At 74.5% G+C, this 13783-nt stretch carries 11 protein-coding genes and 1 pseudogene; 8 read left to right on the top strand and 4 right to left on the bottom strand.

The annotated features are described in order from the left end of the window. On the top strand, positions 1-1047 hold a 1047-nt coding region (locus tag ABZW03_RS25190), incomplete at its 5' end, for a dihydrolipoamide acetyltransferase family protein (RefSeq protein ID WP_355262462.1). A gap of 80 nt (positions 1048-1127) precedes the next feature. On the opposite strand, the gene ABZW03_RS25185 is transcribed toward ABZW03_RS25190, so the two are convergent. Then, positions 1128-2099: a hypothetical protein gene (locus tag ABZW03_RS25185; protein ID WP_355262460.1), complete on the bottom strand. Its 972-nt coding sequence runs from the start codon at positions 2097-2099 to the stop codon at positions 1128-1130. A 369-nt stretch (positions 2100-2468) separates the two neighbouring features. Here ABZW03_RS25185 and ABZW03_RS25180 point away from each other — a divergent pair, with 369 nt between their 5' ends. Next, on the top strand, positions 2469-3701 hold the full coding sequence (locus tag ABZW03_RS25180) for a M64 family metallopeptidase (RefSeq protein WP_355262457.1): 1233 nt from the start codon (positions 2469-2471) through the stop codon (positions 3699-3701). Positions 3702-3761: 60 nt separating this feature from the next. After that, entirely contained in the window at positions 3762-5165 is a 1404-nt protein-coding gene (locus ABZW03_RS25175) for an MFS transporter (RefSeq protein WP_355262454.1), read from the top strand. A gap of 55 nt (positions 5166-5220) precedes the next feature. Here the strand turns inward: ABZW03_RS25175 and ABZW03_RS25170 are convergent, their stop codons facing one another. Together ABZW03_RS25170 and ABZW03_RS25165 are read right to left on the bottom strand one after the other, a co-directional pair. Continuing rightward, positions 5221-6063, bottom strand: a complete 843-nt coding sequence (locus tag ABZW03_RS25170; protein WP_355262451.1) for a Bro-N domain-containing protein — start codon at positions 6061-6063, stop codon at positions 5221-5223. Between the two features lie 165 nt (positions 6064-6228). Beyond that, positions 6229-7050 (bottom strand): maleylpyruvate isomerase family mycothiol-dependent enzyme, encoded by an 822-nt coding sequence (locus tag ABZW03_RS25165; protein WP_355262449.1) that lies wholly within the window; start codon positions 7048-7050, stop codon positions 6229-6231. Between the two features lie 174 nt (positions 7051-7224). On the opposite strand from ABZW03_RS25165, the gene ABZW03_RS25160 reads away from it, so the two are divergent. The 3 genes from ABZW03_RS25160 (at position 7225) to ABZW03_RS25150 (ending at position 9940) form a co-directional block, all read left to right on the top strand. After that, the gene (locus ABZW03_RS25160; protein WP_355262446.1) at positions 7225-8022 is read left to right on the top strand and encodes a carbon-nitrogen family hydrolase; all 798 of its coding nucleotides are present in this window, start codon (positions 7225-7227) and stop codon (positions 8020-8022) included. Between the two features lie 150 nt (positions 8023-8172). Continuing rightward, positions 8173-9177 carry a GntR family transcriptional regulator gene (locus ABZW03_RS25155; protein ID WP_355262443.1) on the top strand — a complete coding sequence of 335 codons (1005 nt, stop codon included), beginning with the start codon at positions 8173-8175 and terminating at the stop codon, positions 9175-9177. A gap of 115 nt (positions 9178-9292) precedes the next feature. Then, entirely contained in the window at positions 9293-9940 is a 648-nt protein-coding gene (locus ABZW03_RS25150; protein ID WP_355262440.1) for a hypothetical protein, read from the top strand. 114 nt (positions 9941-10054) lie between these two features. Here ABZW03_RS25150 and ABZW03_RS25145 read toward each other — a convergent pair whose 3' ends face one another. Next, the gene (locus ABZW03_RS25145; RefSeq protein WP_355262437.1) at positions 10055-10840 is read right to left on the bottom strand and encodes an SLATT domain-containing protein; all 786 of its coding nucleotides are present in this window, start codon (positions 10838-10840) and stop codon (positions 10055-10057) included. A gap of 366 nt (positions 10841-11206) precedes the next feature. Between ABZW03_RS25145 and purD the strand changes: the two genes are divergently transcribed. Both purD and ABZW03_RS25135 read left to right on the top strand, forming a co-directional pair. Continuing rightward, on the top strand, positions 11207-12454 hold the full coding sequence (purD, locus tag ABZW03_RS25140) for a phosphoribosylamine--glycine ligase (RefSeq protein WP_355262434.1): 1248 nt from the start codon (positions 11207-11209) through the stop codon (positions 12452-12454). A 690-nt stretch (positions 12455-13144) separates the two neighbouring features. After that, positions 13145-13783 (top strand): annotated as a pseudogene (locus ABZW03_RS25135) (hypothetical protein); the annotation flags it as partial.

Raw genomic sequence — 13783 nt, 5'->3', positions numbered from 1 at the left:
GTCGCCGCGACCGCTCCGGCTCCGGTCGCCGCGACCGCTCCGGCTCCGGTCGCCGCTCCGGCTCCCGCGCCGGTGGCCGCTCCGGCTCCCGCGCCCGAAGTGCCGGGCGGGGAACGGCCGTTGGCCAAGCCGCCGGTGCGCAAGCTGGCGAAGGACCTCGGCGTCGACCTGCGCGCGGTCACCCCGACCGGCCGGGACGGCGTGATCACCCGCGAGGACGTGCACGCCCACGCCGCCGCCCAGGCAGCACCGGCCGCTCCGGCGGCGTCGGCTGCCCCGGCGGTCGCGGTGGCCGGGACCGCCGTGGCCGAGCCGGCCGCGCCGCAGGTGCTCGTGCCCGGTGCGGGCGACGTCCGGGTGCCGATCAAGGGCGTCCGCAAGGCGACCGCGCAGGCGATGGTGGCCTCGGCCTTCACCGCCCCGCACGTCACCGAGTTCGTGCAGGTCGACGTGACCCGCACGATGAAGTTCGTCCGCCGGCTCAAGGAGAGCGGCGAGCTGGGCCGGGACGTCCGGGTCAGCCCGCTGCTGATCGTCGCCAAGGCGCTGCTCACCGCGATCAAGCGGCACCCCGAGATCAACGCGCAGTGGGACGAGGCGGCCCAGGAGATCGTCCTCAAGAGCCAGGTGAACCTCGGCATCGCCGCGGCCACCCCGCGTGGCCTGATCGTCCCGAACATCAAGGACGCCGGGGCCAAGACCCTCGCGGGGCTGGCCACTTCGCTCGGCGAGCTGGTCGAGACCGCCCGCCAGGGCAAGACCTCGCCGGCCGACATGCAGGGCGGGACGGTCACCATCACCAACGTCGGCGTCTTCGGCGTCGACACCGGCACCCCGATCCTCAACCCGGGCGAGGCCGCCATCCTGGCCTTCGGCGCGGTCCGGGAACTGCCGTGGGTGCACAAGGGCAAGGTCGTCCCGCGCCAGGTGACCACGCTCGCGCTCTCCTTCGACCACCGCCTGGTGGACGGGGAGTTGGGCTCCAAGGTGCTGGCCGACGTGGCCGCCCTGCTGGAGCGCCCGAAGCGCCTAATCACCTGGGGCTGACGGCCCGGCAGCACCGAAGAAGGGGCCCTCCTCCGCACCGCCGTGCGGAGGAGGGCCCCTTCTGCTGACCGCCCGTTCGACTACCGCTGGGGACGGAGTCGACGGACGGCGACCAGGACGCCCGCGCCGAGGGCGAGGAGCAGGGCGGAGCTGACGGCGAGGAAGGTGTTGGTGGCGGCGGAGCCGGTCCGGGCCAGCTCGGGGGTGCCGGCCGGGGCGGTGGTGGCCGGCGCGGGGGAGGGGGCCTCAGCGGTCTTGGCCTTGACGGGCTCGGCGGGCGCGGCGGGGGCGGCGGGGGCCTGCGCGGTGGGCTCGGTGTCCGCGGTGCCCTTGGTGCCCTTGGTGTCCTTGGTGGGCGCGGGCTTGGGCTTGGGCTTGGCCGGGGCGGTCGGCTCGGTGGTCGGCTTGGCGGACGCCGCGGCGCGGACCACCTTGACGTCGGTGGTCGCCCCCCGGCCGTGGCGCGGCGAGACGATGACCTGCAGTCCGTCGATGTCCTTGGCCACGTCGGCGGAGAGTCCGAACCGGAAGCGGTAGCGGACCCCGTGGCCGTCGGCGAGCGGCGTGCCCGCGGACGGCACCTCGCCGCCGATCGCCGGGTCGCAGCCGTTCCGCAGCGTCACGCGCTGCCAGCTGCCGTGCGACAGGACCTCGGCGGTGACCTGCGAGGGCTTGGGGGTGGCCCCGGTCCGGTTGAAGAACGAGATGCCCGGGACGATGCGGTGGTAGTCGGCGCCGGTCCCGTTGAAGAACTGGACGTCGACCTCCACCTTGGGGCCGCCGACGATGACCGTGGCGGGCTTCTTGAGGAAGGCGGTGGTGGCGCCCTGGCCGTGCACCTCGACGGACCAGTCCCGCTCGTCCTCGGCGGACGGCTTCGCGGGCGCGCTGACCGGGGCGTCGTCGGGGGCCCCGCAGGCCCAGGCGGTGTCGGTGGCGAGGAACTGCACGCCGCCGGCGAGCAGGACGGTGGCGGCGACGGTGGCGATGCGGCGGCGGCCGGAGAGCGTGCGGTCGTTCTTCGCAAAACGGTTGATAACGGGCGTGCGCATGACGTGAATCCCCCAGGGTCATCGTGCCGGTGGTGTGCGTGGGTGAAGACGACCGGTCTGTCCCGCTCCTCGCGAGCGGGAGCGCCCCCCGGCTCTGCCGGTCTCGCTCTCCGTGCCTTCATCCGTACAGACGCGCATCCCCGGCGGGGGTTGCAGTCGGGTTCAGAAGTTTTTTCGGGATTCTTCGGCGGGCCTCAGGAGCTGTCCGTGTACTGGTTGGTATGACCTGAATGATCCGGAAGGTCCGGATCGTTCGGCCAGGTCGGTGACTTTTTCGCGGCCGGATAGGGGGCCCCGGCCCGCCCGGGTACGTCTCCGCTCCACCACCCGGGCGACGCCGGGTGACCGGAGCCCGGAGGACGCACCCGTATGGCGCCTGGCAGCCCTGGCCGTCTCGTCCGGAGTCTGGCCGCCCTCGTGCTGGTGTCCGCCGCCGCCCTCCCGGGCGCCCTGGAGCTGGTCGGCCCCCCGCCGTTCGGCGTGATCGGGCCGGGGGCCCCGGCCGACCGCGCGGTGCCGCCGCACACGGCCGTCCGCGCCGACCAGCGGATATCGGAGACCGCCCCGACCGTCGACATACGCCGCACCGGGGACCCGGCCAACCGGATCACCCTGGTGCTGCTCGGCGACGGCTACACGGCCGGCGAGCAGGACCTCTTCCGGCAGCAGGCCGACCGGGCCTGGCACGCGCTGATGGACATCGAGCCCTTCCGCACCTACCAGGGCTTCTTCAACATCAGGCGGGTCGACGTGGTCTCCCCGGTCTCCGGGATCGCCGAGTCCGAGAGCCGCGGCCGCCGGACCGCCACCCCGCTCGGCATGCACTTCTGGTGCGAGGGCACCGCCCGGCTGCTCTGCGCCGACGAGGCCGCCACCGCCCGGTACGCGGGGGAGGGCGCCGGTCCGCAGTACCTGATCGCGCTGGCCAACTCCACCGAGTACGGCGGCGCCGGCGGCACCGGGGTGACCACCCTGGCGGGCGGCAGCCCGGACGCGGGGCGGATCATCCAGCACGAGATCGGGCACACCGTGGGGGACCTCGGCGACGAGTACGACAGCGCCCCGGACGACGCTGACTACCCGAACCTCGCCACCCTCAACGCCGACGACATGCGCCGGAAGCAGGCCAAGTGGTGGCGCTGGCTGGGCGCCGAGTCCCCGGACGGGGCCGGTGTGATCGGGGCGTACCGCAGTGCCAACGGCCTCTACCGGCCCACCCCGGACTCGGTGATGCGCACCCTGGGCAGCGCGTACAACCTGCCCTCGCGCGAGGCGATCATCGAGGAGCTGTACCGCAAGGTCCGGCCGACCGACGCCCCGGTGCCGGCCCCCGGCGAGGTGGCCGGGCGGCCCCGGCTCGACGTCCGGCCGCTGCCGCTGACCGGGCCGCGGCAGCTGAAGGTGGAGTGGAAGGTGGACGGCGTCCCGGTGGTGCCGCAGTCCCCCGACGGCTCCTGGCTGGACACCGCCGGGCTGGAGCTGGCCCCGGGCCGGACGGCCACCGTGACGGCGACCGTCCGGGACGCCACCGACTGGGTGCGGGACGAGGCCTTCCGGGACCGCTACATGACCCGCTCGGTCTCCTGGACGCTGACCGGCTGAGGCCGGACCGCGCCCCCGGGTCCAGGCGTCCGATCATGGGATGACTAATCTGGTCGGACTATGACCGTGGAGCCCGCTCGTTCAGCCCCGTCCCCGTCCGTCCCCGCTCCCCGGTCCACCGCCGAGCCCCCGGCCGCCGCCGCCTCCGCCCCCGTCCCCGCGCCGGGTTCCGGGCCGGTTTCCGCTCCGGCGTCCGTGCCGCCCGGCGCCGTTCCCGGGCCGCCCGGCGGCCGCGCGGCCTGGCTGGCCTGGTCCGTCGGGGTCAGCGTCTACGTCCTGGCGGTCATCCACCGCACCAGCCTCGGCGTGGCCGGACTGGACGCCGCCGACCGCTTCGGCATCGGCGCCTCGGCGCTCTCCACCTTCTCGATCCTCCAGGTGCTGGTCTACGCGGCCATGCAGATCCCGGTCGGCCTGCTGGTCGACCGGTTCGGGCCGCGCCGGGTGCTGATGCTCGGCGTCGCGCTGCTGAGCGCCGGCCAGCTGGCCTTCGCGTTCAGCTCCGACTTCGGCCCCGCGCTGGCCTCCCGCGCGGTGCTCGGCTGCGGCGACGCGATGACCTTCATCAGCGTGCTGCGGATCGCCGCCCGGTGGTTCCCGGCGGCCCGGAACCCGTTCGTGGCCCAGCTGACCGGCCTGGTCGGGATGGGCGGCAACCTGGTCACCACCGTGGTGCTCGCCCGGGCGCTGCACAGCGAGGGCTGGACGCCCACCTTCACCGCGATCGCGCTGCTGGGCGTGGCGGTGTTCGCGCTGGTCGCGCTCCTCCTCCGGGATTCCCCCGCACCGGCGGACCCGACCCGGCCGGTGGAGCACCGGGAACGGCCCAGGGTCGGCCGGCAGGTCCTCGCCTGCTGGCGGGAGCCGGGCACCCGGCTCGGGCTCTGGATCCACTTCACCACCCAGTTCCCCGGCAACGCCTTCGGCCTGCTCTGGGGCCTGCCCTACCTGGTGGAGGCGCAGGGCCTGTCCCGGGCCGGGGCCGGCGGGCTGCTGACCCTGCTGGTGCTCAGCAACATGACCTTCGGCTTCGTCTTCGGCCGACTGCTCTCCCGCACCGCGCGGGCCCGGATGCCGATCGTGCTCACCGTCATCGCCACCACCGCGCTCGGCTGGGCGCTGGTGCTGGCCTGGCCCGGCGGCCACCCGCCGATGTGGCTGCTGGTCGGGATCATCCTGGTGATGGGCAGCAACGGTCCGGCCTCGCTGGTCGGCCTCGACTACGCGCGCGCCCGCAACCCCGTGGAGCGGCTCGGCACCGCCTCCGGGATCGTCAACATGGGCGGCTTCATCGGCACGATGATCACGCTGTTCGGCATCGGCGTGCTGCTGGACGCGCTGACGCCGGAAGGCACCGACGGCTACCCGGCCGATGCCTTCCGCTGGGCGTTCTGCTGGCAGTACGTCCCGCTGGTGGTGGGGACGTTCATGATCCTCCGGTTGAGGCGGAGGCTTACTGCGTAGGGCTTCTGACCTGCGGAAATGTCGTCAACCCTAACTCAAACCTAGGGTTGGGGGTTCAGCGCCGATACTCGCGCAGCAGTTCGGCGAACTGCGTGGCCGTCCCGTAGATGCGGCCGACGAGGTGGTCGTTCACCTCCGCGTACATGAGCCGTTGATCGGGTGCGGGCGGGTGGCTCGGGCTGGACTGTGCCTCGCGCCGCAGGCGGATCAGGTCCACCAGCTTCAGCTTGGGGCAGCCCGGCACGATCCGGCTGCCCCGGATGCCGACCCGCTCCCCGCCCGGGCAGGCGAAGTACGCGCCGAACGGCGGTCCGCTGTCCTCCTCCCGGCTCGGCAGGTGGAGGACCATCTCCCCGTGCCGGCAGTGCACCGTCCCGTCGGAGCGGACGGTGAGGCCGGGCCAGTCCTCGTGGTCGATCTCCGCGACGATCTGCACCTGCTGCCCGATCGCCTCGGCCAGGGTCTCCGCCATCCGCCGCTGCTGCCTCGGGACGTCGGTGTCCCCTCGGCGGACGGAGGGCAGGAGATCGCGGGTGACCCACTCCTGGAAGCCCTTGGCATTGCCCTTCCGCGACCTCATGATGAGGAGGTAGAGCCCTGCCTCACTGATGAGGTTCAGGAGTGGATTGCCACGTACGGGTCCATTCCCACCTGCGGAAACGTCGTATGCCTGAGTTGAACTCAGGCATACCGAGCGCATATCGATGGTGCGCCTGTCGGCGGGGCTGACCACCTTGGCGGCCCAGCTCGGGCTGCCGCGATCGAGTACGGCACACACGTCCTTGGTGACGAACCACGGCTCCCCGTCGATCATCACCACGCGGATCGGCTGCCCCGTGACCGGGAAGCTCGACCGCACCAGCACCATCTGTTCCTGCCGCACCTGTTCGTCGTCCATCGGGACGCCTCTCCTTCTTCCGGGTGGTGGGTGGACTGCCCGGAACAACGAGGCCGATCGGGTGAGGTGGCCGGTGCTGGATTGACGCACGGAGGCACGGGTGCACCGACCCGGCGCGCGGCGGTGCGGGTACGCCGGGTCGCCGGGTCGTGTGCCCCGTGGGCGTCAGATGGTGACCGAGAAGTTGGCGAGGACCCGCTCGGCCAGCTCCTGGTCGCCCTCGACGGAGACCGGGCCGGGCCGGCCGCGCCCGCAGGCGAGCCGCAGGTAGGTCTCCCAGCCCATGGTGAGCTGGACGTCGGGGGCCAGGCTGATCGACTCGTCCACCGTGCAGCGGCCGGCGGCGTCCACCCGGACGGTGCGCAGGAACTCCACCGGACCGGTGACGTCCAGCACCAGGGCCGTCCCGGCCGGGGCCCCGGCCTTGTCGGTGACGGCCTTGGGCAGCAGTTCCAGCAGCAGGTCCCGGGTGATCAGGGCGGCCGGGGCGTCCAGGTTGCCCGGGGTCCCCAGGGCCCGGCGCAGGTCCTGCTCGTGCACCCAGACGTCGAAGGCCCGCATCCGCAGCAGCTCGTGGTACGGAACGTCCCTGGCCAGCGGCCCGGCGGGCCAGCGCACCGGCTCCTCGGGCGTCTGCTTGGCGTTCCGCAGCGCCCGGGAGCGGCGGATGATCGTGTACTCCAGCTCGCTGGTCATCTCCAGCGCGGTGTGGCAGCGGCGCTTGTCGACCGGGAGCTCGACGTAACGGGCGAACTCGGTGGTGACGTGACGGAGGTCACGCGGCAGCGAGTGGATCGGGCGCGGGTCGCCCAGCAGGTCCGACTCGACCGCGATCACGTGCGAGACGACGTCGCGGACGGACCAGCCCGGACACTCGGTGGCCCGGTTCCAGGAGTCCTCGGGAAGGGGGGCGACCAGCTCCGATATGGACTCGATGGTCTGGGTCCACGCCTCGGTGTAAGCCTGCACGGTCTGGTTGTCCGTCACGGGAATCTCCGGCCCTCCGTCAGCTTCCTTGCCACGCGTGCCCCGCTGTCACGGCCGACCGGGATGGTCCGGCTTTCCGGGCGCACACGCTAACCGCACGTTACGCTGCCGGGAGACAGCTGGGCAGCGCTTTCGGGTGACGATCGTAGGTCTCTTGCCGTGGACGGTGGTACTGTGCGCGCTTCATTGATCCAACTCGCGGTCTCCGACGTGGAGCCGCCCGCCGAGCGGAGGGCTCGGGCGGCGGCCCTGGTGCGGGCGCAGCAGGGCGCCGATCTGGTGGTGCTCCCTGAACTGTGGCCGCTCGGCGGCTTCGCCTACGACCTCTGGTCGGACGGCGCGGAGACGCTGGACGGGCCCACCTCCGACGCGATGTCGGCCGCCGCCCGGGCCGCCGGGGTCTGGCTGCACGCCGGTTCGATCGTCGAACGCGATCCGGACGGTCCGATCTACAACACCTCGCTGCTGTTCTCCCCGGACGGCGAGCTGGTGCACACGTACCGCAAGATCCACCGCTTCGGCTTCGACAGCGGCGAGGCGGTGGTGATGGGCGCCGGGCAGGAGATCGTCACCGCGCCCACCGACTTCGCCACGCTGGGCCTGGCCACCTGCTACGACCTGCGCTTCCCGGAGCTGTTCCGGGCGCTGCTGGACGCCGGGGCGCAGCTGCTGGTGGTCCCGGCGGCCTGGCCGGCCCGGCGGCGCGAGCACTGGACGCTGCTGGCCCGGGCCCGGGCGGTGGAGGAGCAGGCCTTCGTGCTGGCCTGCAACACGGCCGGGACGCACGCCGGGGTCGAGCAGGCCGGGCACAGCATCGTGGTGGACCCGTGGGGCAGGGTGCTGGCCGAGGCGGGGGCGGACGAGGAGGTCCTGACGGTCGAGTTCGACCCGGCCGAGGTGGCCGAGGCGCGGGCCGAGTTCCCGGTGCTGCGGGACCGCCTGCTGGGGATCCCGGCGCCGGTCCAGCGCTGAGCCGGGGCGGGGCCGGGGCGCGCTGGACGGCGTTCCGGGTGGGTTGGTTCGTACCTGGGCCGGTCGGGTTTGAGAAGATGAGCACTCGTCGTGTTCCCCGCCGGCCCGGACGAGGGCCGGCCCGGTAGGCCGCCCGAGGAGGTCGCGCCCATGCCTGGCGACGGCGCAGGCGACACCCCCCGCCCCGTCATCCACCGCAACAGCCTGCGCGAGCAGATCGCCGGCGCGCTGCGCGAGGAGATGATGGCCGGCCGGCTCGCGGCCGGCCGCAACTTCACCGTGAAGGAGATCGCCGAGCTGTACGGCGTCTCCGCGACCCCGGCCCGCGAGGCCCTGGTCGACCTCGGTGCCCAGGGGCTGCTGCGGGCCGAGCACCACCGCGGCTTCACCGTGCCCGAGCTGGGGTGGGACGACTTCCTGGAGATCTTCGAGTCCCGGGTCCTGATCACCGACAGCTTCCATCGCCAGTACGCCGCCCGCCGGGCGCTGCCCGACCTCAGCCGGCTGCCCTCGCTGCACCGCCGGGCCGACGCGGCGGTGCGGGCCGCCCGGGCCGGGAACCTGGACGTGATGGTCGGCTGCGACCGCCGGTTCTGGCAGGAGGTCGGCGGGCTGCTCGGCAACCGCCGGATCGCCGACTACCTGGACTGGCTGCGGGTGCAGTCCTGGATGTTCGCCGCGCGCTACCTGCGGGAGCTGCCCGTGCTGGCCGGGATCTGCTGGGAGCGCCACCCGGACCTGGTCGAGGCGATCGAGGCCCACGACGTGACCGGTGCGCACCGGATCATCTGCGAGTACAACCTGTACACCGTCCGGCTGCTGGCCGGGCTGGCCGGGCAGCCGCTGGAGTCGGTGACCGTCCTGGGGCTGCTCACCGAGTTCGTCGGGGAGGAGCCGCCGCCGGTGCCGGTCGAGCCGCCGCCCGCGCCGCCGGCCCCGGAGCCGGCCGCCGACCCCGGGGCGGCCCGCGCCGGGCGGAGCCGCCGCGGCGACGAGGTGGGCCGGGAGCTCGGCCGTGAACTGGGCCTGGGCCTCGGCCTGGTGCCGCAGCCGCGCACGCTGCCGTACGGCCGGTTCGGCCGGCGGCTGCCCGAGCAGCCGCCCCCGGAGGCCCCGCGGGGACGGCCCGACCCGCACGCCGCGCCGGGCCGGTAGGGTGGGCGGGCGTCGGACCGGGCGCCCCGCCGAAGGGTTGTCCGGGTACCGACCCAGCCCCCGTCGTCGCCCCGTCTCCGCGGGCGATCCCGCCTCCGGAGAGGAACTGCCGGCCATGGCCTGCGACCTCTGGCTCGTCCCGCTGGTGGACGTGCTGAGCCACAGCCCCGACAACCCCTTCCGGGACGACCTCGCGCTCTACAACTCGGTGCTGGCCTCGCGCGGGCTGCCCGAGGTGCCGGTCTACCGGTTCGTCCCGGGCATCAGCGGTGCGGTCGAGCCGATCGCGGCCTTCGACTACGACTCGCTGCACTTCCTGCGCCGCGCCTACCTGTTGGGCCTCACCGGACTGGACATCACCCCGGTCGACGCGCTCGGCGGCGACTACGAGCAGCTGCTGGAGATGTTCGAGAGCAGCGCCGAACAGTCGCACCTGGTCTGGCACTTCGACCACGCCGGGGCGTACGTGCCGGTCGAGTTCGCGGTGCCGCTGGTGGACGACACGCTGCTCGCCTCCGGCGGCCCGCTCGGCTCCAGCCACGGGCTGCTGCGCGAACTCCAGGCCGTCGCACCGGCGCTGGGCATCGACCCGGTCAACCCGCCGGACCCGACCCGGCCGCTCGGCCCGACCGGCCTGGAGCAGCCGTTCGGGCCGCCGATCGACGACGTCCACCCCTTCGCCCGGGAGCGGCACGCCTGGTCGGGCCTGTACGCGGCGGCGGTCCGGAGCGTCACCCAGGGCTCGATGATCGTCTTCGCCTGAGCCCTGAGCCCTGAGCCCTGAGCCCTGAGCCCCGAGCCCCGAGCCCCGAGCCCCGAGCCCCGAGCCCCGAGCCCCGAGCCCCGAGCCCCGTGCCCCGTGCTCCAAGGCCGACGGCTAGCGCAGCGGCCCCTCCGGCGGCCGCTGGCGCGGCATGGTGGGCCGGGTGCCCGGCGGCGGCAGCACCCGCACCTGGGCGCCCACCCCGGGCTCGCTGCGCCCGCCCCAGGCCCCGCCGGACTGGGTGGGCAGCTGGGTCATCGAGGCGCGGAACTCCAGCATCCACTCCGAGGTCTCGGAGCGGACCATGTCCGAGACGTCCTCGCAGAACCGGCGCAGCACGCCCAGGCAGCGCTCGGCGGCCTCGCCCGCGGTGCCCTCGGTCGGGCCGAGCACCTCGCGCACGCACTCCGACGCCCAGTCGAACTGGAAGGCCTCCAGGCGGCGTTGCAGGGCCTGACCGGTGGAGACGTCCCGCATCCAGCTGGAGGTGAGGCCGAAGACCCGGTCGGCGGCCAGGCAGGCGGCGGAGAGCGCGAAGCCGACGTAGCCCCAGCCGGTGCCGTGCCCGAAGGCGCCGGCCAGGTCGGCCAGCGGGGCGACCACCCCGCCCACCGCGAAACCGGCCGCGCCGAACCGCAGCAGGCGCGCCCAGCGGCGCTTCCAGATCCGGTCCCGGCGGTACCACTCGATCGCCTCGACCGCCCGCTCCTCGGACCAGCGGTAGAGCTCCTCCAGCCGTTCGGCGGGCTCGCCCCAGTCCCCGAGCGGGAACTGGCGGGTGCTCAGATCGGTTCGGCGGCGGGTGGAGTCCCGGCGGACGACGGCGGCGACGGGCGGGTCCTCCTCACCGATCTCCTTGCCCCAGGCACTCTCCTCGGGCTGCATTTCCGGCTGGCTCACCTGTGGGGCTCCCTGTGGCGGGCGGACTGCTGGTCTGTCGGCGCAACGGCTGACGTGGTGTCCGCCGGTGGTTCTCCAACAGCACTTCTTACCGCCAAATGGCTGACCGTGGGGCCGCTTCTCCGCTGATCGTTACGGGTTTCGGCCAACGGAACCCGAGGTGGGCGGGTTGCGGGGGGCGGCGAGATTTCACCCGTCCGAGCGAGGCTCCGGTGACCGGACGTCGTGACCCGGACACCCACCGCCGAACCGGCCCCTCCGGGCTTGGAGGATCCTCCTAGGCGGTCGGTGTGCGGAGCCCTCCTCCTGGAGGATCGGACGGGACCGGAGAGCGGCCGGAACCGGCCACCGACTACGCTGCCAGGCGTGAAGGTCCTCGTCATCGGCGGCGGCGCCCGCGAACACGCCCTGTGCCGCTCCCTGTCCCAAGATCCCGCCGTGACCGAACTGCACTGCGCCCCCGGCAACGCCGGGATCGCGCGGATCGCGACGGTCCACCCGGTCGACCAGCTGGACGGTGCGCAGGTCGCCGCGCTGGCCGGCCGGCTCGGCGCCGACCTGGTCGTGGTCGGCCCGGAGGCCCCGCTGGTCGCCGGCGTCGCCGACGCCGTGCGCGCGGCCGGCGTCCCGGTGTTCGGCCCGTCCGCGGCGGCCGCGCAGCTGGAGGGCTCGAAGGCCTTCGCCAAGGACGTGATGGCCGCGGCCGGCGTCCCCACCGCCCGCTCCTACGTCTGCACCACCGCCGCCGAGGCCGCCGAGGCGCTGGACGCCTTCGGCGCCCCGTACGTGGTCAAGGACGACGGCCTGGCCGCCGGCAAGGGCGTCGTGGTCACCTCCGACCGCGAGGAGGCGCTGGCGCACGCCGCCGCCTGCGAGCGCGTGGTCATCGAGGAGTACCTGGACGGCCCCGAGGTCTCGCTGTTCGCGATCACCGACGGCACCACCGTCGTCCCGCTCCAGCCCGCCCAGGACTTCAAGCGCGCGCTGGACGGCGACGAGGGCCCCAACACCGGTGGCATGGGCGCCTACTCGCCGCTGCCGTGGGCCCCCGCCGGGCTGGTCGAGGAGGTCCTGGAGACCGTCCTCCAGCCGACCGTGGACGAGCTGCGCCGCCGCGGCACCGAGTTCTCCGGCCTGCTGTACGCGGGCCTGGCGCTCACCTCGCGCGGCACCCGGGTGATCGAGTTCAACGCCCGCTTCGGCGACCCGGAGACCCAGGTCGTGCTGGCCCGGCTGCGCACCCCGCTCGCGGGCGTGCTGCTGGCCTCCGCCAACGGCACCCTGGACCAGCTCGAGCCGCTGCGCTGGGACGAGGGCGCGGCCGTCACCGTGGTCGTCGCCTCCGAGGGCTACCCGGCCGCCCCGCGCACCGGCGACCCGATCGAGGGCCTGGCCGAGGCCGAGGCGGACGGCAGCGCGTTCGTGCTGCACGCCGGGACGCGGACGGACGAGGACGGCCGGGTGCTGAGCGCCGGCGGCCGCGTCCTGTCGGTCACCGCGACCGGCGCCGACCTGGCCGAGGCGCGCGAGCGCGCGTACGCCGCGGTGGACCGGATCTCCCTCAAGGGCGGCCAGCACCGCACCGACATCGCGCTGAAGGCGGCCAACGCCTGAGGCGCCCGCTCCCGCGCTGCCCGCGGCCCCCGTGCGAACCGTTCGCACGGGGGCCGCGGTGTTCGGTGGCCCGCGCGGCGTGGCGGCCCGCGGCACTCGGCGGCCCGCGCGGCGTGGCGGCCACGGCCCGCACCTCCACGGGCGGGCCTCAGCAGGGACGAGCGGGCCCCGAACACCCGAGCCCACCGGTCAACCCCATGGGAGCAGCCTCCCCGGCGTTTCGGGCCCGGAGCGGCCAGGGGGGCGGACGCACCGTTCGGCCGACGGATTCCAGCCCATCGGGTGACAGCACCCGCATCCGGCTGACGCAACCGGCCGCGCGGCCGTATGGTGCGCTGCATCGCGGTGCGCGGGGCCCGTGCGCCGGGGTCGCCGCCGGGTAGCGGTGCTCCCACGGGGGGATGCTGGACGGCGTCCGGCCGGGCGGTCGTCGGGGTGCTCCGCACCGGACCGGTCGCCGGCCTCCGGGCGGCGTCACCGGAACAACCGGGCGGTGTCACCGGGACGAGTGGAAACCGGGGCGATCCGGAACACCCACCCGGACCGGGGCGTCGAAAATGTCAGTAGCGCCACGCAGCATGCACTACCGGGGATCGGACGCCTCCGCTTCCCGGTCGGAACTGATCGTTTCGAGTCGGCTCAGGGCCCGAAGCCGGGCGCCCGAGGGCTCCGAAGGGGGTGCCGCACCGTATGGCCGCAGTCGACACCGCGCGCGCTCACGCCCAGGCGGTCCTGCGGGTCCGGGGCCTCGCCCGGGCCGCCGCCGCCCTGCCCGCCGCCGTCGCGGTGGTCCTGCTCGCGGGCCGGTTCACCGGCCGGATCGGCGCGCCCGGGGCCGCCGACGCGGCGGGCTGGGACGCCGTCCGCTGGGCGGTCTGCGCGGTCGCCGCGCTGACCCTGCTGGTGGCCGGGCTGACCGCCCGGGCCGTGCGCCGGGCCGTCCCGCCCCGCACCCCGGCCGTCCCGCTGGAGCGCGCCGAGGCCCCCGAGCTGTACCGGCTGATCGACGAGCTGGCGGACCGGCTGGAGGTGCCCGCGCCCTCCGCCGTCGCCCTCACCCCGGACTGCGACAGCTGGCTGGAGGACGTCCCGCCGGCCGGGCGGGCGGCCCCGCCGCGGCCGGACGCGGGGGCGCCCGCCCCCGTCCTGGTGATCGGCTCGCCCTTCCTCTGGTGGATGCGGGCCGGGGAGCTGCGCGCCCTGCTCGCCCCCGTGGTGGCCGGCACGGCCGCCTCCGCCGACCCGGAGATCGCCGCCGCCCGGCGCTTCCTGCGCAGCCTGGACGCCTGCCTGGACTCCGGCGGCGCGGCCCCCGGCCTCGGCGGCGGC

Source organism: Kitasatospora sp. NPDC004799, from assembly GCF_040609095.1.
In the GTDB taxonomy this organism is placed as follows: domain Bacteria; phylum Actinomycetota; class Actinomycetes; order Streptomycetales; family Streptomycetaceae; genus Kitasatospora.
The sequence above is the reverse complement of the archived record's forward strand: the minus strand, read 5'-3'. Positions and strand labels throughout refer to the sequence as shown.